The organism is Shewanella sp. GXUN23E (genome assembly GCF_050865035.1).
Taxonomy (GTDB): Bacteria; Pseudomonadota; Gammaproteobacteria; order Enterobacterales; family Shewanellaceae; genus Shewanella.
The window spans coordinates 12,933-33,425 of sequence record NZ_JBOZWP010000001.1; the positions used below are offsets into that span (position 1 = coordinate 12,933).

A 20,493-nucleotide genomic window follows, 5' to 3' on the forward strand; every position below is an offset into this window, starting at 1 on the left:
AAACCGCTTATTTCCCGGCTTCCACCAAGTTAGTGATGGCAATTGTAATCCCGACAATTACAATATGGCGTCGAATCAATAATGGAGATGCAATTCGCTCATGATTAAGCACAAAATCAGAAAGGCCGTGATACCTGTTGCGGGTCTGGGAACCCGCATGCTGCCTGCTACCAAAGCCATCCCGAAAGAGATGTTGCCCGTGGTCGATAAGCCTCTGATCCAGCATGTTGTCAGCGAAGCCATTGCTGCCGGGATCAAAGAAATTGTGCTGGTCACCCATGCCAGTAAAAACTCTATCGAAAACCATTTTGATACCAGCTTTGAGCTCGAAGCCCAGCTGGAAAAACGGGTTAAACGACAGTTACTGGACGAAGTTCAAAGCATTTGCCCAAAAGGGGTAACTATTATTGGTGTACGTCAGGCGCAGGCCAAAGGGCTGGGACACGCCATCCTGTGCGCCCGCCCGGTGGTGGGTAATGAACCATTTGCAGTGCTGCTGCCTGACGTGATTATCGATGATGCCGGCAGCGATCTGAAGAAAGACAATCTGGCCGAGATGGTCAATCTGTTTGATGCCACTGAGATCGGACAAATCATGGTGGAAGGCGTGCCCCATGAACTGGTCAATCAATACGGTATCGCCGATGTAGACGGTCATCGCCTGGCGCCGGGTGAGTCACACCCATTGATCCAGCTGGTTGAAAAACCGGCTCTGGACGAGGCGCCCTCTAATCTGGCAGTGGTGGGACGTTATGTGTTACCTGCCGCTATCTGGGAATTACTGGAAAAAACCCCGGCTGGCGCAGGAGAAGAAATACAGTTGACCGATGCCATCGCCATGCTGATGCAGCAGCAAACCGTCAATGCTTATTACATGAAAGGCAAAAGCCATGACTGCGGCAACAAACTGGGCTATATGCAGGCCATCGTTGAATATGGCATGCGTCACCCGGCCATTGGCAATGCTTTTACTGACTATTTGAACACTCTGACCAAAGGAATGAACTCATGACGATTCTGGTGACAGGCGGCGCAGGTTATATCGGCTCCCACACAGTGGTGGAACTGCTGAATGCCGGTGCTGATGTGGTGGTACTGGATAACCTGTCGAACTCCAGCATGGAATCCCTAAAACGTGTGGAAGAGATCACCGGCAAAAGCGTGACCTTTTATCAGGGTGACATCCTGAATAAAGCCCTGCTGAAAAAACTGTTCAGCGATCATAACTTTGAAGCGGTGATCCACTTTGCCGGACTGAAAGCTGTCGGAGAATCCGTCGCTCAACCACTGCGTTACTACGAAAACAATGTGACCGGCACAGTTGTCCTGTGCCAGGTGATGGCTGAGCATAATGTCAAAAATCTGGTATTCAGCTCCTCTGCAACTGTCTACGGCGATCCTGCAAGTTTGCCTATCACGGAAGACTTCCCCACCGGGGCCACCAATCCCTATGGTCAGTCAAAGTTAATGGTGGAACATATCCTGGCCGATTTGCATCACGCTGATCCGAGCTGGAATATCGCCCGTCTGCGCTATTTCAATCCTGTTGGCGCTCATGCCAGCGGTCGCATTGGTGAAGACCCCAATGATATTCCCAACAACCTGATGCCATTTATCAGCCAGGTAGCCGTCGGCAAACGTGAGTTTCTGAGTGTCTTTGGCGACGACTACAATACCCACGACGGTACCGGTGTACGCGACTATATCCATGTGGTTGATTTGGCAATAGGTCATCTCAAGGCTTTGGACAAACTGGCAACCCAACCAGGCCTGGTGACTTACAACCTGGGAACCGGCACAGGCTACAGTGTACTGGATATGGTGAAAGCATTTGAAAAGGCCTGTGGTAAACCAATTGCCTATCAGATCGCCCCCCGTCGCCCGGGTGATATTGCCGCCTGTTACGCCAATCCGGATAAAGCTATGGCAGAACTCGGATGGCAAGCGATTCACAGTATTGAAGACATGGCGAACTCAAGCTGGAAATGGCAGTCCAACAATCCTAACGGCTACCAGGCCTGAGTTACCAGCCCGTCAACAACCCCGCGTGCAGTTGATATACCGTGAGCGCGGGGTTGTTTCTCATTCCAAAAATCTGCCCCCCATCAAAACAAAACATAACGCATTGAATTAGAGCAGATAGTGTTAACTTGATGGCTATGCTGCCGCAAAGCACAGGCAAACGTTCCTGCATCCATGTAGCTTGCGACCCGACGAAGTCATAGTGGTGCTGCGTCAAGGCGACCCAACACAGTATCAAGTGCATTGAAACCCGCACGATCTGAATTGTTCAGACGATTAATGGAGCTGAATTAATTGCTCGCCGGCGCACAGGTCTGACGGAAACAACAAAGCCCGAGTCTCCGCTCAGGCCTTGTTGTTTTGATTTTGGAGTAATCCCGTGATTACCACCTACGCATTTTGTGACCTTTCAGAGCATAAAACAGAATGAACAGGTAACAGGGCAAACCTATCCAATAGGCAACTTGTGTGGAACCTGAGTAATACGCAATTTTGCCAAATGCCAGCGGCAAAATCGCGCCACCGGATATCCCCATGATCAGCAATGCTGATCCCTGGGCAGTGTATTTACCCAACCCCTCCAGCGCCAAAGGCCATACTGACGGCCATACCAGCGCATGCGCCATGCCCATCATGGCGACAAAAGTCACGGCATCAGGAATAACCGGAATGCCACTCCAGCCCCACAGTAAATCGGCAATCAAAGTGCTGTCAGTCGATGCGGTCGCCGCGCCAATAATGCATAAGGCTCCGGCAATGGCCGATAACATCAAAGCAGTTTGCTGGCTCAGAAACCTTGGAATACAGGTGACACCAATCAGATAACCGAACACCATGAACACCATGGTATAAGACGTCAGGGAAGCAAAGTTGATCACTCCCAGATTCTCGCCGAACAACCCAATGGTATCACCGGCAATAACCTCTACACCCACATAGGCAAACAGTGCAATGGCGCCAAGCACTACCTGTGGAAACTGCAATATGCCAGCCTTGTCACCATGTACCGCCTCTTCCTCTTCGAACTCGAGTTCAGGCAATGATGAGAACTTCACCAGCGCCACCAGAAACAGCAGAGCACCGGCCATATAGATGTAGGGCATGATAAGGCGGGAAGACAGCTCAGCCACCTGCGCCTGTCGCTCAGCAGCGGACAGTGCGGCCAGATGTTCCGAGTTAAAGTTCTCAAGTCCCGACAGTACCAGCGCAGTAAACAGCAGCGGCACAGCAACGCCGGCGCCTTTGTTGATAAGCCCCATAATGCTGATACGCATAGCCGCACTCTCACGCGGACCGATATGCACAACATAAGGATTGGATGCTGTCTGCAGGATCGTCAGGCCCGTGCCAAGTACAAATAACGCGATCAAAAATGCTGTGTAATCGGCACTTTTAGCGGCAGGAATAAACAGCAATGAGCCAACGACCATGATCCCCAACCCAAGCGCCATGCCATTTTTATAGCCTGTGCGCCTTAGAATAAAAGACATGGGCAACGCCATGACTGTGTAGGCAATGTAAAAAGCAAAGGTCACGAACAATGCCTGGAATTCGTTCAGTTCACAGATGATTTTCAGGAAAGGGATGAGTGAACCATTCAACCAGGTAACGAACCCGAAGATGAAGAACAACACCCCAATAATGGTCATGGGCAATACGCTTGAGCGTGGTTGCGCATCAACCTTACTCGCAACTGTCATTGTCATAATCCTGCTTCTTTATAATAATATTTCAATCAATTCCGGCAGTTATCCGCCGATCTTCAGCTCAAAGGCGATATCGTCACAGACCTTTGAACCCGCGTTAAACGCTCATCACCCAGCGGTTTCTGAAAGACAGACTATCAAGGTTACCTTCGCGTCATGGTACCTGAAAAGCCTCCCGGGCTATTCTTGATGTTAATGCAAGGTTTCAAAAAAGACAACGCTGTCATTTGTTTTTACCTGCGACAAACACATCTCAGACTTTGATAAAAATCTTTCTGCGATACATCCAGAACAAGAGCATCCATTCTACTGTCAACAGCCCAACAACAGCCAGCAATGGCTGCCATTGTGGCGTCACAGCGTTGATTATTCCGCCAAACAGGCTGTTGGACAGATAATCCCAGTGCATCAGACTTGAAGCCAGATAGATGATGATGGCATTCACACCGATGACGACAAATGGCATCATCGGCTTTTGCCACCCCAGCACATCTACCAGCAAATAGAACAGCGACAGCAACAGCAGACTCCAACCCACGCTGACCAGAACAAAGCTGCTGGTCCACAACTCCTTGTTTAAGGGCAATACAGGATCCAGCAACCACCCGGCTGCCAGCGACAACAGACCTGACAGCACCATCAAGCCAACCTTAGCGCCTTCATTTCGCCCGGATACAATTAGCCTGCCGGTAAACACCCCGGCCAGCGCATTGACAACAGCCGGTATGGTCGACAACACGCCCTCCGGATCAACCGGACGATGCCGGTAATGAATCCCGGGCAAAAAATGCATATCTACCCATGCATTAACTGAGATATCGGGAGTCAAACTGCCGGCCGGCACGCCAGGCAAAGGCAACCACAGGTGAACGGCAGCGTATGCCAGCAACAAGCCAATAGCCACCATGACCTGAGTACGCAATGAGGTATGCCAGACAAGCATCGCCGCCAAAAACCAGGCAAATGCAATTCTGCCCAGTACGCTGGCATAGCGCACTGCATCAGGATCTATCGGGATCCCCGTACCCCAGCCATGGTTGTAGAGAATACCCAGGCCCAGCAACAGCAGCAGTCGCACGACTGCATGACGGTATTTGGGCAGGCGCTGGCGAAATGGCAGCAAATCAAGACGCTGGGAAGACAGTCCGAGGGCAACGCCGGACAGGAAGATAAACAGCGGGAAAATTAAGTCGTAAAGTGTAAAACCATGCCACTGACTGTGTTTCATCTGGGCATCGGCAACCAGCCAACCAGACCAGGCCGTCAGGGCGAATAAAGCGGCAAACAGCTTTTCGCCCCCCAGGATCCAGAACATATCAAACCCCCTCAGGGCGTCAACAGACATGAGCCTGAGGCCTTTGCCTGATCTGCTGCGGTCAGCGGTTCCCTGGCTGAACTTGGGCATCATGCCTCCTGTCATTATTACCCTAAGGTTCTCTGATAAACCGCTTCACCCCTGATAAAACTGGTCTGGTTCACCAGCTGCGCATCCAGCAGGGCAAAATCGGCACGATACCCTGCTGCGATCCGTCCAAGATGGCTATCCATTCCCAGAAATTGCGACGGGTACAAAGATGCCATCCGCAACGCTTCTGCCAACGGTATGCCCAACTGTGTCACGGTATTACGTACCGCGGTCGCCATATCCAGCACACAACCGGCCAGCTCTCCGGTAACCGCATTGAGTCGGTCTCCCTGACGCACGACCTGAGTGCCAAACAACTCAAAGCTCTCCCCATGCGCCATACCAACCGGCGGCATGGCATCGGTCACCAGCATCATTTTGCCTCGTGGTTTCGCCTTAATGGCGATACGCGCCGCAGCGCGGTGCACATGATGACCATCGACAATAAGGCCGCACCAGGTGCGCTCATCATCAATGGCAGCGCCAACCACACCGGGTTCGCGGGAGCCCAAAGCCGACATGGCATTGTATAGATGGGTAAAACCGCAGGCACCGGCTTCAATGGCCGCTACCACTGTGTCATAGTCTGCGTTGGTATGACCCAGACACACCTTAACACCGGACTGAGTCAGCGCGCGGATGACTTCGGCTGACACATTTTCCGGGGCCAGTGTGACCACCTTTACCCCCAGATCCTGACGGGCAAATATGGCCAGCTCAGCGTCACTGATGCGGCGAATATGTGATTGCGGATGCACGCCTTTTTTGGGCACAGACAAATGTGGCCCTTCAAAGTGCACGCCCACTACCCCGGCGCTGCCACAGGCAATCGCCTCAGCGACCGCATCTGCAGCCGCCATCATCACAGTAACATCATCGGTAATGAGTGTCGGCAAAAAGGCCGTGGTGCCAAATTGGCTATGGGCTTGACCTATCAGCTCAATGCCGGAGCGGCTGGTATCAGCGTTGAATAACACCCCTCCCCCGCCATTGACCTGAACATCCACAAATCCGGGCACCAGAGTGCCCGGCAAACGCCGCTCAGCAAACCGGCTTTCACCATCAAGGGCCAGCACTATACCGTCCTGCACGTTGACCGGTACTGAACCAAGAAATTGTTCACCATCAAATACATTGTCGGCTATCAGGGTATATTTCATTTACGTAATTCTCTTGCTGTGTCAGCAAACGCCCCCACTATAGGGTCTGAGTGACTTTCTTGAGCCCCTTGGGATTGTCCGGGTCAATGCCCCGGGCAATCGCCACCGCCGCGACATCGATGTAAAAACGTTGCAAAAGTGCCAGCGGTGCCACTCTGGGATGTATCTGTGGCGACGTTTGGTGTAAATGGACCAGATCAGCGCCGCGGCTGGCGATGTTTTCAATTTGCGCAATATGGCTGGCATAGGATTCATCGGCTACACAGGCGTCGATCACCGTCAGCTTGTTTTCCACCAAAGTCACAGGGCCATGCAGAAACTCTGCACTGGAGAAGGCCTCGGCATGGATCCCGCAGACTTCCTTAAGCTTCAGTGCCAGCTCTTTGGAAATGGCATATCCCAGTCCGCGTCCCAGTACCACCAAATTACGCACATTTTCCAGGGACGCAGCCATTAATTGAGGCTCTGCATCCACCGCCTGCTGCAGCGCGGCTGGTAACCCGGCCACCGCTTGGCGCAGACTGTCACTCTGGGTCCAGGCGGCAGCCAATTGCAATAGCGCTGACAAGGTAGCCAGATAGCTCTTGGTCGCGGCAACGGCTTTTTCCTCACCGGCCTTGAGTGGCAACACCATATCAACGATGTCTTTGATTGGTGCGGCTTCATCATTGACCAGCGCCACGCAGTAAGCTCCGGCGGCTTTGGCCATTTTCGCCTGGGCCAGAATATCCGGGCTGCGTCCGGACTGAGAAATCACAATCACCAATCCGTCATTCAAACGCAGTGACTTGCCATACACGCTGGCCACCGACGGCGCCGCGGCAAAAGTCGGAATACCGGCTTCAATTTCAAACAGGTACTTGGCAAAAACCCCGGCGTGATCGGATGAGCCTCGTCCCACTATCATCACAAACCTGGGATCCCGTTCACGCAGAATGCCCCCAAGCTCCCCGGCTTTAACAGCATTGGCTGCAAGCTGCTCTGCAATCTTCAACGGCGCACTGCGCGCCTCCAGTTCCATAATGGTGTCAGTCATTTTTTCACCTTACGATTAATTTGAGTCGTTATTCTGATGGCATTGTTTGGCATACAAGGCGGCGCCATACTCAGGCGGCGCCAGCGTCGCTGAAATTGAACAAGCAATATCAGCAGCAAGCCAGGGGCGCAAAGGTTCCGCCAATCCACCAATCATTGAAAATCGCGGAGGCTTGATAGCCAGCAGGGCACGTGCCATATCGCTGATATACGCAGCGCCTTCCCGGACGATGGCCATGGCGACCTGATCGCCCTCTGCAGCACACTGCAGAACACTGCGGGCAAGAGTGGCATACACTGAAGACGACTTACCGGCCAGCATTTCGACAATTCCGGTACTGGTTTGAACCTGCAACTGAGTCTTGATACAGGCTTCCAACTCGGTGTGCGCGGCAAATCCATCCATGCTCAGGAGCACATGCTCTGCTGCGCGCAACCCAAGCCAGGCACCACTGCCCTTGTCTCCCAGCGCAAAACCATGCCCTCCCAGGCATATTTCCTGGCCATCCACTCTGGCATAACCACATGAACCTGTGCCGGTAATAATGACTGCACCATCCTGACCACCATGAGCGCCAATACAGGCGGTGTGCAAATCTGAGGTCAGATAAAGCGCCTTAAATGGATGCTGCCAGGCTGTCATGGCACTCAAAAGGCTGGGGACATTGAGTCCAGCAAGTCCGGCGCCGGCGATTAATTGACCGGAGATTTCCGCTGTCAGCCCGGCATCCGCCAGTGCCAGTGATGTGGCCTGCTCAATCGACTTGAATGCCTGTTCCAGGCCATGAAGTGGATTGGCGCGCCCGGCAACCCCCGAACCCAACAAAGTAAAATCTTCAGCGTAAATACTGGCCCGGCATTTACTGCCGCCACCATCAATACCAATATATCTGGGTAATGCTGTCTGGCTTGCCCCCATGACCTTCCTCTTCGGATAATACTCTTTCTGCAGGCTGTTCCTGTTAACAATGAAGCTTTCACGTCGACACTGGCACGACCGATTGCAACAATGGATTTATTCAGCCCTTTATAAGTTTAAGGGCATGTTACAGGATAAATGACAACGCTGTCATTATATTCGTTAACGAAATTTCAATATAAAACACAAAACACAACATCGATGACCACATCAATCAGGCTAATGTAATGAAAATATGTGCATTTCATAAAAAAGCCCCGTCAACAATTCACGGGGCTTACCGATGTTTGTCAGGGAATGTTCACCTATTTAAGGTTGGTCTACTGCCTGGGTGCGGCTGCGACGCTGACCATCAGGCGCAATGCTGCGGATCTCGACTGGCAAAGTGACATTGACGCCCTCGACGTAAGGCAGCCATTCACCGTCGGCAGTCCGGTACTCCATCGCCAGGCCGGGGAAAATCACATTGGCATACAATTTCCCATCACGCACAATGGCACCGGGAACCGGCAAACGGTACTCAACTCCGGCTCTGTCCAGCTTAGCCAGCTCTTTCTGACCAAGGATATTGGCAACCCGCTCCCAGTCAGCGGCCTGTTTTGCCCGCATCGCCGGAGTAAAATAACCTGAGTTAGCATGATACACCGCACCCTGATGGTTATATGGCACCTCCCATTCTGCCTTGTGCCAGGCACGCTCAGCCAACATCAACACACGAGGAAACAGCATATAGTCCACCAGCTGATCACTGCGCACAGTTTCACTCCAGAGCTGTCCCTGGATACCTTCAACACCTTTTCCCACTTCAATGGGCGCCGATATCAACTTACCTTGCTCATCCCGTTTCACTCTGTCATCTGCTTCATATGGCTGATTTTCAAGATCAGTCCATTGCTCAGCATTTGCCGGCAGGTTATCCGGCATAAAACTGAATACCTGTTTGCTGTTGTTGCGGCGTTGTGCCCAATAGTAACCATGCTCTTTGGGCGTGGCCTCATAGGGAAAATCGAAGTACAGCACATCCGGTGACGACACTATCGCCCGCCAGCCATAATTCACCTGCTTGTGAGCATTAATATGACCGCCGCTGGCAAGTGTATCCCATAGATGTGTCTGGGCATCTGCTGGCATATGTTCGACCCGGGTATGTCCCATGCCATCACTCCAGCCTGCAACGTCGATACCTTTCGCAGCCAGCATGCCGCTGATCCGCTCGATAAAATAGGGACCAAGCTGCGACATTTCGGTCACGCCGTGCGGATTGTCCTCGATAAAGGCTTCACAGGCGGGGGACTGGACCCAGGCTCCGGCGGTTTCATCCGCGCCAATATGGTACAGCGAGAGTGGCATCCCGGCCGCCTGGTGCATACCGGCTATCTCTTCGATTACTTTGTCGATAAAAGTAAAAGTTGATTCTATACAGACATTTAATGTGTTGTCGTCATAATATTGAATGGACGAATAGCGGGTTTGGTCTTCAAAGTCAGTGAGCAAATACTGCCTGGCCGCAACGTCATCGCCCGGGACCATTTTCTTCCGGTATCTGGCTTCCATTGCTTTGACTGCCGCCCGGCTGTGACCCGGCATATCCATGGACGGGATCACCTGTATATGACGGGCACCGGCATATTTGAGGATATCGATATAATCCTGCCGACTATAATAGCCATTCACATCGGTATCCGAATGAGGGCCACTGCCCAGTTGAGGCAGCAGGCAGCGGGTTTCACTGAGATCATGGCAACGTTTGCTGCCAATTTCGGTCAATTCCGGCAGTCCATTGATTTCCAGCCGCCAGCCTTCGTCATCCCCCATATGCAGATGCAATTTGTTGAGCTTGTAGGCATGCATCTGATCAATGATTTTGAACAGCTGAACTTTGTCATGAAAATTACGCGCGACATCAATATGCAGCCCTCGATAACCATAACGAGGTGCATCTTCCACCTCAACGGCAGCAAGTGTCAGCTCATCAGGCACAAGCAGTGCCGCCAAAGACACCAGACCATGATTTAAGCCAGCCACATCAGACGCAGTCAGCAAGATGACATCCTGACTGACTGTTAATCGGTATCCCTCAACAGGAAGTGAATCATTCAGGCTAAGACGCAACACAACCCCCTTGCTGGATTGCCTGACACCGAGAAACGCCAGACGTTCAAGTCCCGCCTGGATACCGGCATTAACATCTCCGTAGGGTACATCATCCCAGAGCAATCGGATCCCGGCTTTAAGGCTCACATCCGGCTGCGTGTCATCAATATGCAAATGGGAAGGCGCAGGAATAATGCCTGAATCAACCAGCTCGGGACGTAATGACGTGGCCGAATTGGCCTTATACAAATCAGCAGCTTTAACCCACTTCAAGTTATCAGATTCACGTCTCAGATATTGTTCTGCACGGCTAAAAGGCACCAAATGAGGCCGTATTTCCATACCGGTTGCTTTGTCAATCATCGTCTGAGTGCTGACAATTACTTCCGGGGTCAGCGTGCCGGAAGTGAGATAGTAATTGGGCATCACATCAGATTCGCCAAGCTGCCAAAGCTCACCGACAAACGGCAAGCTTACAGTCTCATTGGCCTTAAAGCCCCTGAATGCGGCCAAAGGCAGAATTCGATAAAGATCGCCCTTAACGTGCTCAATGGTAAACAGTGCGGAATCCACCGACAGAACCGGGCGCATCTGGCTGAAATAAATAGCCCAATCTGTCTGCGGCATATCCTTGTTGGTTGTGAAGTGTATTGCGGCGCGAAAACACCTGTCCTTACTTTTCGGACAATGTTCGCCAGGGACGTTGGTGAGCAACTCATACTGCACCTGCAATTGCTGCCCAAGCTCTGCCAACTGAGTCTGCGTCATTGTCGTCTGTCGGCTTTCAACGGCATTGCCCACAGGCATGGACTCGCTGCAGGCAGTTATTCCAAGCAGCAATACGGCTGCGGCCAGTCTATTCCTTGTCATGGCTGTCCTCTTATTATCGTTATCTATCCATAATCTCTGCCAAACATCCTATTAGCAGCAAGTTAAGCCTTGCTTAATGCCGGCATTGGCCATCAAAGGCTGGTAGCTGCAATCCTCAGATAAAAAAATGGCTGGCATCCCAAAGGACCCAGCCCATCATAGTTTCTGGGGAGAGACTATTAAACAACAAACCGTATGTCGCCCGACCGTCACAGGTTTGTACACAGTATTGGCAGCGAGGTGCAACACACCCAAATAACAGCTGCAAATGACTGAAAACATGAATAAGAGACCTCTTCCTATCCATGCAGACCTTACAAAAAACAGCGTGTCACACAAGCAAATGACAACGCTGTCATTTGAATTTACACAAAACACACAAAAAGATCCACATTATTAACGCATATTTTTTACTTGTTGATAGGCGTTTTCCGTCATGCACTTATCAAAATGCCCGGCACGACAGTATGACCAGCTCAAACTCTTTAATCGGCCTGGCTTCTTAAACACAGCCTATGAAACACAGGCGACCTCTGCGTCGATAATACGCCGACCAGGCCGCAACATCGCCACATCAGTGCCGCCGGGCGGTTGTCGCTTGTCATCCCACGGCACATCATAACGATCGGCCGTCATCGACCCGTTCTGGCCTTGTATTAGGTGCAGATGCCTGACTCTACTCCCACCAGCAACTTTGCGTGCTGACCTGCATTGCTCATACTGCCAGCGCTGCTGCAATGCTGACTATCAATCCACCGTCAGAGCAATGACCACCACTCAGTGACGATGACAGTATCCATATCTTTTATACCAACATCCGGAGGCAACTGATCGCGCCGAAAATCAAACACGCAATGCCTTTATCCGGACGCCAAACTGGCACCGGCATTACAGGCACAATGCCTGCCGCCGGCTGATACCGTCACAGATAATACCAACTTCATTGGCTATGTTGACCTTCATTCCTTTGACCATTTTCTTGTAGGAAAGAAATCCATCGCTACATATGACTGAATCATCAGCAATTCTTTCCTTCAGCAGACTGGTAAGATAGGTCCCATCAGCTAAGTCGAGGCACATATCGAAGACTTGACGATTTCGATCTCGTGCCATCAAAACAGGTACCCAGTCACCTTTACCTTGACCACGTCCCGCATTGTCGCCACCGCGTTTATGAGTCAATAGGCTCAGATTCCGCGCTCCTTTCTCTGAGTATCGAAATAAGGTTTCATCTATTTCGATGATCCCTGAAAGGCTATCTGCTTTCACTTGATTCGGAGCGGACAGAAAATGGTGTTTTAGTGGGACACATAAAGATCTTAAGGCAATCAGGACAGCGGTAACGTTGACGACCATTGTGTTTGCCCTGTTTTCTGATACCGCCGGTATGACAATGTACGCAGCGGGAGGTGATTTTATCGTTCTTCATCAACAAGTTAATACTTTAAGTATTGTCGACTTGCCGCTGCAGAGCAACGATAAGTCGTTGCTTTAACTCTGGTGATAATTCCGCGGTCTGTAGATCCAACTCAAGTAATAAAGAAGACATCATCGCGCTCCTTTTGTTGTTGCACTGTATAAATGCACAGCCAAACAACACTTAAGTAAAACATAACCAATGAAGTTGGTATAACCCTATGCCCGGCAACATCATTCCGTTGCATCCCTATTCCACAAAATCGTCAGCCAATTGATACTGTTGGCATATTTACGGTTACGCCCTTCGCCCACTGACATCGAGACCTTTGCAGATAGCGTCACTGAAGAATCGCAGGTATAAAAAAACCGGCTTTCGCCGGTTTCAGAAAAGAAGGTAAGCCGTTATGCCTGAGCTTCTGTCCGGGCCAGACGGTTGATCTGCCCCAAAGAAGTGAGATGACTGAAAATAGGTGCCAACAGGCCACGTTTACGCAGATCGCTGAACTGCTCATCACTCAGATCATTCAATTTTGCTTCATTGATCAGATAGATGCCATTGATGTTACGCTTTTCACCCTTCACTTCCACCGTCAGGGTTTGCGGCAGAAACAGATCCAATTCAGCCAGCACTTTGACCAATGCCCGGCTGGCCTGATCCTGTTGAAAGTGTTCAATCAGCGCATTTTTACGGGCGGCCAGATACTCGGTCTCTTCAGTGCCGTTAAACAGCGCCTCACCTTCTTCTGTGCCCACAGCACTGCTTGCTTCGCGAATACCAATCCAGACTCTTTCCTTATCATCAGGATTGAGCACCAGGCCCAGCGGATAATCGCGAACGACATGAGGCAGATACAAAGATTGCCATTGGCCATCTTTCACCATCAGGTTCTGACCAAGTTTAAGCCCCAGCATGGCCACAGATTGAAACTCACCTGTTTCACTGTTTTTCACGAACACTACCGGGTAATCGATAGCGGCGCGACCAATCTCATGCAGCGTGACAGGCACAATATGCTGATCGGCCAAATGACTGAAATCAACTTTGCCAATCTTTAAATCACCGTGTTTATTGCTGTCCAGCAGAGTAATAGGTTGCGTCATAACTTTCTCCATTCGTTATCGTTATTGTTACCGAAGAACTCCGTGCCCCGGTCGAACAAGTTCGGAAATATTCACAGGGCATCAATCTACACCAAATCTATTTACAGATCCCGGTTTGAGGCATGACAAATTCAAATTATCTTATGATTTCCCGGCTTCGGATGATCATGCCAGCTGTAACCCAAACTCTTTGATCTTATCTAATAATGCACGATGCGCGGGAAGTTGGGTCACCAGCTGCTGCGCCCAATCCCGGGTTTGTTCAGCCTGTTGTTGCAACTGAAGCCGCAACACATCGGACATTGCGCAAAGCTCGCTGGAATAATCCATGCCATACAGCACATATCGGTAGTTATCCAGATCAAAGGCCTCAAACCGGGTGGCAAAATCCTCAACCAGAGGAACGGATGTCCGCCATAGCTGCAAGCGCTCTTTCAATTCATCTGATACAGCGGACAACTGCTGATTGTCCCGCCAGAAATCGCTGTCGCGCCGATCTGACAACAGATAGTGTAACTTTACAAAATCCACCACCCGCGTCCAGGCATGGCTCATCACCCGGTTATAACGTGTCGCCAATAACTCCATTTGCTGACGATGCAGTGGCAATCGCTTGGCCAGCAGCTCTGCGGCGAAGTCAGTCAGCATGATGGAGGTAGCCTCCAACGGCTCCAAAAATCCCTGTGCAAGCCCCAGCGCCACGCAGTTTTTCGCCCAGCTAACCTTACGGTAACCACTGCTCATGGGGATTTTTCGAAACTCAACGCTGTCTTCATCGACCCCCAGATAACGGGAAAATTTACGACAGGCCTGAGCTTCTGTCATATGCCTGTCAGAGTAAACAAAGCCGGTTCCCCGACGAGAACTCAGGGCGATATCCCAAATCCATCCGGCCTGATGCGCGGTCGCCAGAGTGTAAGGCGGAATAATACTGTCCGGCGCGGTTGGAACCTGCAACGCCAGTGCCTGATTGATCAGCAGGGTATCAGACACATCCACAAACGGGACATTCAGGGATTGCCCCAGCAACTGACAGCGCAAACCTGAGCAATCAATATAAAAATCAAACTCCAGCTCTCCCACACAGTCCGTTTGCAGACTTTGAATGAAACCATCGAGATCCAGACGAGCTTGCAATACCTTTGCCTGAATATGGTTAACCTTAAATTTGACTCTGGCATTTTCTGCCAGCAGCGCGGCAAATTTCCGAGCATCCAGATGATAGGCATAGCCGAGCGTACCGATATATTCGGGCTCGGTAATGAGCTTAGGGGCTTTCTTCGCTTCACACACAGCATGCTGAACCGACACAGAGGCGGCATAATGCCCGCGTCGCTGCTCCAGCCACCAGGGAGTGAGATCGCAGCCCAGCAGATTGGGCCGGTCAAACAGATGGTGATAAAAGTTATCACGGCCATGTCGCCCGTGAGACAACCAGTTGTTAAAACGGATTGACTGCTTAAAGGTAACATCGGCGGCGCGGATAAAATCAGTCTCTCGGATACCAAAGGACTTCAGTGACTGACGTATTGCCGGCACAGTACCCTCCCCGACACCGATAGTCGGGATGTCAGGAGACTCAAGCAAAGTCACAGTCACGTCAGTGCGTCCCTGCAGAACTTTCCCCAGATGATTGGCGGCCAGCCAACCTGCGCTGCCCCCGCCCAGAATAGCAATCCTGAATGGTTTTTCCACGGCAACTCCTTGATATGAAAAAGCCCGGCTAAGCCGGGCCCTTTGATAGCTCAACAGGTTAGAAACGCAGCGCAACACCCAGCTTATAACGGGCCTCGCCTTCAAAGCTCCATACCGGATAATCGTCTTTGAATTCTTTGATTACGTTTTCATTATCCACTGCCGAAATACCTTTCTGAATGCTGTCTTCCTCGGTAAGGTTGACGGCTTCGAACGTCACATCGAGATAATCGGTCAACGCATAGGTCGCGCTCAAATCCAGTGTGCCATAGGGCTGATGCTCGCGGTTGCCATAGAATCCCGGCAGCTCACGGAGCATGTACTCACTGCGCCAGTTGTAGGCCAGACGTACGGCAAAATCATCCGTTTCGTAAAAGCCCATCAGGTTAACAGTGTGCTTGGATGAATCAGAGAATACACCTATACCATCCGGATAGTTTTCAGCCGGAGAGCTGGCATCAGCATAGGTATAATTGGCCTGATAACCCAAACCATTATCGAAGGAATCAAGCAACTGCAGCTCAAAACCTTCAATCCGACCGCCGCTGGCGTTCTTCTTGTAAGACACAGTCCAGCAGTCACCCAGATTGCCGTTACAGCTGATGCCTTCAGCAGCCGTCTTGTCATCCACAATGCCGATACTCTGATTGAGCTTCTGCTCTGTGGTGATGAACGAGCTGACATCCTTGATGAAGTATGTCACCGACGCCAGACCATCTTCAGAGAAGTACCACTCCAGCCCCAAATCAGCCTGAGTCGCCTTAAACGGCTTCAGTGCAACCGAACCTTTGTTCAGCTTCTCGTTGTTGGGCACATCATCATTCAGTCCGGGCAGAGTGGACGTCGCAAACAAGTCTGCATAGTTTGGACGGGAAATCACCTGAGAGGCCGTCACGCGCAGCAGCACGTCAGACGCCAGATCGAACACCAGGTTCATGCTTGGCAATACATCGCTGTAATCTGCTTTGTCAGTGCTCAACGCATCAGCAAATTGTCCCTGACTGTTCAGCACGTAGTAATCCGACGCCACCTCTGATGAGATGTAACGCAGACCGAAATCACCGCGTACTCCCTCGGCTTCAAAGGTCGCCATCACATAGGCGGCGAAGTTTTTCTCATTCAGGGTACCATAACCGGATTTATCCATTTTGAAGCCATCAATCGCGCTGTAGGCGTCATTGATCATGGCGTCAAAGTTGGCTTGCGGCAGGGTAAACCCGGCACCGGAAGACACTGTGCCGCTGTAGTAGCGGGAAGCATCATAGGCGGGCACACCATCTTTGACTATGGCGATGTCTGTCATCTGAGTCACATCGTGATCAGCGTAGCGAAGACCAGTCTTGATACTGCGGATCGCGCCAAAATCCACCGGAATGGTGACATTGAACTGGGCGTAGGTTTCTTCATCTGAATTGGGTTGTTTCTTCAATGACCAGCCCGCAGGAGAAAGCTGCCCGTTGAAATCGCCGGCATCAAAATACTTGTTGGCGATATCAATCTTGATCACATCACCGGTAGCATCATAGATACCGGCAAAATCTGCTGGATTACCGATGGAATTGCCATAGTTGGACGTCAACTTGGTGCCGCCATCCGATTGGCTGTTACCTACCATGGCGTCAATAGTGAACCCATCACCTTCATACTCGAAATCAAGGTTAATGGTGTCAGAGCTCATGCTGGCCTTACGGGCCCAGGTTTGCGCCCAGGCAAAGGCATCTTTACCTGTGTGAGTGATAGACGTACACACTCCGGCCGCGTTGGTGCTGTTACAGGTGCTTTCACCCTGTTGGGTTGGGAACAAAAAGATGGAGGTGTTGGCATTGTCAGCGTCCAGCTCCATGCTCAGGTAATTCACGCCAAATTCCAGGTTCTCGGTAGGACGATACTGAAAGCCGACATTGACGGTAGTACGCTCGCGTTGTTGCTGGAAAGTCGTGGGAACAATTTCCCCCCACTCCAACAGAGATTCGATACCATTACGCTGATAGTCTGTCTTGGCAAATGAACCGGAAGCCAGAAACGCGAAAGTTTCATCGTCATTTTTCCAGGAATACAGACCGGATAGCTGGGGATCCGTCTCTTCAGAAATCGTACCGTAATCACCCTTGGCGCTGACATAGACAATATTGGCATCCATATCCATTGGTTTGCGGGTGTTAACGATGACAGTACCGCCTATGCCACCCTCGACCAGATCTGCACGGGATGATTTGTAAACTTCAATCTCACCAATAGCTTCCGGAGGCAACAAGGTATAGTTAAAGCTGCGGTCAATCGCCTGCTGATCATACCAACCGGTTGACGCCACCGCATGACCATTAAGCAATGTACGGGTCAATTGGCTGGAAGCGCCACGGATAGAGACTTGCTGCCCCTGACCGAATTGACGGTTAACCGTCACCCCGGGGATACGTCCCAAGGACTCACCGATATCTGAATCCGGGAATTTGCCGATATCTTCTGCAGTTACCGCATCGACAACGGCATCAGCAAAACGCTTGGCATTCAGGTTTGCCTTTTGAGATGCCCGGATCCCCCGGACTTCAATCTTCTCAATATCATCGGCTGCAGGGGTCGTGGTATCCGCGGCTACGGAATGTAAAGAAACAGCGCCGCCAAGCAGCACTGCAATATTCGTCGCCAGTACAGATTTTCTAAAGGTTGATGGTCGCATCTCGTTTCCCTTCTTTAGTTTTTCTTATCGTTTTTTATATCCATAACCATTCCACCAGGAATGACAACGCTGTCATGTCTGGCGATAGACATTACACAAAAAATAACTACAACACCACAACAAAATAACCAATGGTTAAATTTTGATATTCAAGATACCAACCAAATGTGAACCGTTCAGGAATTTCGCCAATGTAAACAATATGTTGTGATAATAGTGATGAACTGGAAAGGATATTCATACCCCGAGGGAAACCATGACATCAGCCGGCTTTGCGATACAAACATTTGTTTTTAGATACAAATAAGCACAATAATTAGCGAACTTAAGGAGCAGCAGGAAATGGGAGTTCGTCGATTTATACAGTCGTGCTCATACTCTCCCAAGCCATTAATCACCATACATCAAAAAACGGACCCATTAATGAAAGTCACCATTCACGATGTAGCCAAGTACGCAGGCGTCTCCATCAAGACTGTATCACGGGTGACCAACAATGAACCGTCAGTCAAGCAAGCCACCGTGGATAAGGTTAACGAAGCGATCAGGGCGTTAAATTACCAGCCCAATCAATCAGCCAGAAGTTTGGCTGGCACCAAATCCTATGTGATCGGCTTCGTATACGATAACCCCAACGCTTACTACGTTATTGATATGCAAAATGGCATTCTGTCGGCTTGCCGTGAGCAGGGATATGAGTTGCTGATCCATCCTTGTGATGCCGCGCAAGAAGGGATTTGTGACAAACTGGTCGCTTTGGTTAATCAGGCCAGACTGGCAGGACTGGTGCTGACCCCTCCATTGTCTGAAGATCCTGCTGTGTTAAACGCCCTTGATGCCATTGATGTGAATTATGTTCGCATTATTGCCGGCGCTGAAGCAGACGGCCAGTCCGGGCTCAGTGTCCTGGTAGATGACCGCACCGGTGCAGTAAATATTACCGAGCATTTGCTGGCTCTGGGCCACACCCGCATCGCCTTTTTGACCGGGGAGATGAGTCACCAGTCAACACTTGAACGACTGGCGGGCTATCAACAGGCAATGTCGGCCAGAGGGGTTCAGATCCCCGAGCATTATATCGTTGAAGGCAAGTACTCATTCGAGTCCGGAGTCAATGGGGCCAAACAGCTGCTCGCACTTGAACAGCGCCCCACGGCTATTGTTGCCTGTAACGACGAAATTGCTGCCGGTGTGCTGGTTGCTGCCAGACTTGACGGCGTGGAAGTTCCAACACAATTGTCCATCGTCGGGTTTGAAGACAGCCCCTTCTCCCGTCAGACCTGGCCCAAACTGACAACCGTGCATCAGCCAAACAGCGAGATAGCCAGGGTCGCTACTCAGGTTCTCATTGCCACCAGACAACAACAAAAAGCGCCGAAATCAACCGTTTTCGTACCCGAAGCAATTATCAGGGAATCCAGCGACAAAGTTCCCCCAATAAACAAGATTTAATGGATGTACTGCGAATTTTGTCAGTAGACTATTTCCATTCTGTCCTTGGCCTTGGAAACAAATATGTCGAAAATGAACACCTTGGCAGTCGTTTTAGGCTGCTCACTGACTGCGTTCGCGGTACATGCAAATGAACAGGAATTTTCTCAGAAATACTCACCGCAGGAAGATCAGTTCCACCTCAGTGCATATGGCGACAACTATTTCCTGCCCTGGTATTACACAACTCAACCCAATCAGCAGTACTATGCCCCGCAAAATCCCAATGGCGGCGAGATCAGCAAAACCAACTTCCAGTTTCAGCTGAGTCTCAAATATGGCCTGCTTGCCAATATGTTTACCCAAAATGATGGTCTGTACTTTGCCTACAGCCAGATTGCCAACTGGCAAGCTTATGACAGCTCGGCGTATTTCCGCGATACCCAATATCAGCCTGAACTCTTTTGGGTATTCCAGCATGGGGACAACTCAGCGCAGTGGCAATGGCGACATACCAGCGTCGGCTTCATGCATCAGTCGAATGGTAAAGGCGGGAAATATGAACGCAGCTGGAACCGCTTTTATGTGGATCTGCAATTCGGCAGTGATGACTTGAGAGTAAACATCCGTCCCTGGGTCCGCACTTCAATTCACAACAGCCACAACTATAATCCAGACATTGAAGACTTTATGGGATATGGCGACATCCAACTGGCCTGGACACCCGGCAATCATCAGCTGAAGCTGACGCTCAGAAATCAGCTTGAAAGCAGTTTTTCAGAAGGATATGAGGAACTTAGCTGGCAATTCCCGATTTACAAACAACTGCATGGATATCTGAAATTGCAGAGTGGCTATGGGTTAACCATTTCGGACTACAATCACTATGACAATGCCGTTGGGATAGGTATTGCTCTGTGATTGGCGATGGGCTACAAGGACACTCACAGTGTCCTTGT

General features: G+C 50.7%; 15 protein-coding genes. 4 read left to right on the forward strand and 11 right to left on the reverse strand.

The features are described from left to right. Nucleotides 1–100: 100 nt before the first annotated feature. Together galU and galE are read left to right on the forward strand one after the other, a co-directional pair. Complete coding sequence (galU, locus tag ACRRUX_RS00060) at nucleotides 101–1,012, forward strand: UTP--glucose-1-phosphate uridylyltransferase GalU (RefSeq protein WP_432526136.1); 912 nt, start codon at nucleotides 101–103, stop codon at nucleotides 1,010–1,012. Next, complete coding sequence (gene galE / locus ACRRUX_RS00065) at nucleotides 1,009–2,022, forward strand: UDP-glucose 4-epimerase GalE (RefSeq protein WP_432526137.1); 1,014 nt, start codon at nucleotides 1,009–1,011, stop codon at nucleotides 2,020–2,022. The genes galU and galE overlap by 4 nt, the downstream gene beginning before the upstream one ends. Before the next feature lie 383 nt (nucleotides 2,023–2,405). On the opposite strand, the gene ACRRUX_RS00070 is transcribed toward galE, so the two are convergent. From ACRRUX_RS00070 to ACRRUX_RS00120, 11 genes are all read right to left on the reverse strand, one after another. After that, nucleotides 2,406–3,728: a sugar MFS transporter gene (locus ACRRUX_RS00070; protein WP_432526139.1), complete on the reverse strand. Its 1,323-nt coding sequence runs from the start codon at nucleotides 3,726–3,728 to the stop codon at nucleotides 2,406–2,408. 253 nt (nucleotides 3,729–3,981) lie between these two features. Then, a complete protein-coding gene (gene nagX, locus ACRRUX_RS00075) occupies nucleotides 3,982–5,133 on the reverse strand; it encodes a transmembrane glucosamine N-acetyltransferase NagX (RefSeq protein ID WP_432526719.1) in 1,152 nt (383 codons plus the stop codon). 17 nt (nucleotides 5,134–5,150) lie between these two features. Then, a complete protein-coding gene (gene nagA, locus ACRRUX_RS00080) occupies nucleotides 5,151–6,293 on the reverse strand; it encodes an N-acetylglucosamine-6-phosphate deacetylase (protein WP_432526140.1) in 1,143 nt (380 codons plus the stop codon). A gap of 37 nt (nucleotides 6,294–6,330) precedes the next feature. Further along, the gene (nagB-II, locus tag ACRRUX_RS00085; RefSeq protein WP_432526142.1) at nucleotides 6,331–7,329 is read right to left on the reverse strand and encodes a glucosamine-6-phosphate deaminase NagB-II; all 999 of its coding nucleotides are present in this window, start codon (nucleotides 7,327–7,329) and stop codon (nucleotides 6,331–6,333) included. 15 nt (nucleotides 7,330–7,344) lie between these two features. Continuing rightward, nucleotides 7,345–8,247 (reverse strand): N-acetylglucosamine kinase, encoded by a 903-nt coding sequence (gene nagK, locus ACRRUX_RS00090; RefSeq protein ID WP_432526143.1) that lies wholly within the window; start codon nucleotides 8,245–8,247, stop codon nucleotides 7,345–7,347. 309 nt (nucleotides 8,248–8,556) lie between these two features. Further along, nucleotides 8,557–11,211: a family 20 glycosylhydrolase gene (locus ACRRUX_RS00095; protein WP_432526144.1), complete on the reverse strand. Its 2,655-nt coding sequence runs from the start codon at nucleotides 11,209–11,211 to the stop codon at nucleotides 8,557–8,559. A gap of 888 nt (nucleotides 11,212–12,099) precedes the next feature. Beyond that, the gene (locus ACRRUX_RS00100) at nucleotides 12,100–12,480 is read right to left on the reverse strand and encodes a transposase (protein ID WP_432526145.1); all 381 of its coding nucleotides are present in this window, start codon (nucleotides 12,478–12,480) and stop codon (nucleotides 12,100–12,102) included. Further along, nucleotides 12,467–12,640, reverse strand: a complete 174-nt coding sequence (locus ACRRUX_RS00105; protein ID WP_432526146.1) for a transposase-like zinc-binding domain-containing protein — start codon at nucleotides 12,638–12,640, stop codon at nucleotides 12,467–12,469. The genes ACRRUX_RS00100 and ACRRUX_RS00105 overlap by 14 nt, the downstream gene beginning before the upstream one ends. A gap of 392 nt (nucleotides 12,641–13,032) precedes the next feature. Next, nucleotides 13,033–13,731 (reverse strand): SapC family protein, encoded by a 699-nt coding sequence (locus tag ACRRUX_RS00110; RefSeq protein WP_432526147.1) that lies wholly within the window; start codon nucleotides 13,729–13,731, stop codon nucleotides 13,033–13,035. A gap of 165 nt (nucleotides 13,732–13,896) precedes the next feature. Then, on the reverse strand, nucleotides 13,897–15,426 hold the full coding sequence (locus ACRRUX_RS00115; RefSeq protein ID WP_432526148.1) for a tryptophan halogenase family protein: 1,530 nt from the start codon (nucleotides 15,424–15,426) through the stop codon (nucleotides 13,897–13,899). Nucleotides 15,427–15,484: 58 nt separating this feature from the next. Next, nucleotides 15,485–18,103, reverse strand: a complete 2,619-nt coding sequence (locus ACRRUX_RS00120) for a TonB-dependent receptor (protein ID WP_432526149.1) — start codon at nucleotides 18,101–18,103, stop codon at nucleotides 15,485–15,487. 423 nt (nucleotides 18,104–18,526) lie between these two features. Between ACRRUX_RS00120 and ACRRUX_RS00125 the strand changes: the two genes are divergently transcribed. Continuing rightward, complete coding sequence (locus tag ACRRUX_RS00125) at nucleotides 18,527–19,555, forward strand: LacI family DNA-binding transcriptional regulator (protein WP_432526150.1); 1,029 nt, start codon at nucleotides 18,527–18,529, stop codon at nucleotides 19,553–19,555. A 63-nt stretch (nucleotides 19,556–19,618) separates the two neighbouring features. Continuing rightward, nucleotides 19,619–20,455: a phospholipase A gene (locus tag ACRRUX_RS00130; RefSeq protein WP_432526152.1), complete on the forward strand. Its 837-nt coding sequence runs from the start codon at nucleotides 19,619–19,621 to the stop codon at nucleotides 20,453–20,455. Nucleotides 20,456–20,493: the final 38 nt, after the last annotated feature.

Bases quoted from the DNA above. Each gene is read 5' to 3' on its own strand.
- ACRRUX_RS00110 (WP_432526147.1), bottom strand. From the start codon at position 13,731: ATGACGCAACCTATTACTCTGCTGGACAGCAATAAACACGGTGATTTA.
- nagX (WP_432526719.1), bottom strand. From the start codon at position 5,133: ATGCCCAAGTTCAGCCAGGGAACCGCTGACCGCAGCAGATCAGGCAAA.
- ACRRUX_RS00105 (WP_432526146.1), bottom strand. From the start codon at position 12,640: ATGAAGAACGATAAAATCACCTCCCGCTGCGTACATTGTCATACCGGC.
- galE (WP_432526137.1), top strand. From the start codon at position 1,009: ATGACGATTCTGGTGACAGGCGGCGCAGGTTATATCGGCTCCCACACA.
- nagK (WP_432526143.1), bottom strand. From the start codon at position 8,247: ATGGGGGCAAGCCAGACAGCATTACCCAGATATATTGGTATTGATGGT.
- galU (WP_432526136.1), top strand. From the start codon at position 101: ATGATTAAGCACAAAATCAGAAAGGCCGTGATACCTGTTGCGGGTCTG.
- ACRRUX_RS00095 (WP_432526144.1), bottom strand. From the start codon at position 11,211: ATGACAAGGAATAGACTGGCCGCAGCCGTATTGCTGCTTGGAATAACT.
- ACRRUX_RS00120 (WP_432526149.1), bottom strand. From the start codon at position 18,103: ATGCGACCATCAACCTTTAGAAAATCTGTACTGGCGACGAATATTGCA.
- ACRRUX_RS00125 (WP_432526150.1), top strand. From the start codon at position 18,527: ATGAAAGTCACCATTCACGATGTAGCCAAGTACGCAGGCGTCTCCATC.
- ACRRUX_RS00070 (WP_432526139.1), bottom strand. From the start codon at position 3,728: ATGACAATGACAGTTGCGAGTAAGGTTGATGCGCAACCACGCTCAAGC.
- nagA (WP_432526140.1), bottom strand. From the start codon at position 6,293: ATGAAATATACCCTGATAGCCGACAATGTATTTGATGGTGAACAATTT.
- nagB-II (WP_432526142.1), bottom strand. From the start codon at position 7,329: ATGACTGACACCATTATGGAACTGGAGGCGCGCAGTGCGCCGTTGAAG.
- ACRRUX_RS00130 (WP_432526152.1), top strand. From the start codon at position 19,619: ATGTCGAAAATGAACACCTTGGCAGTCGTTTTAGGCTGCTCACTGACT.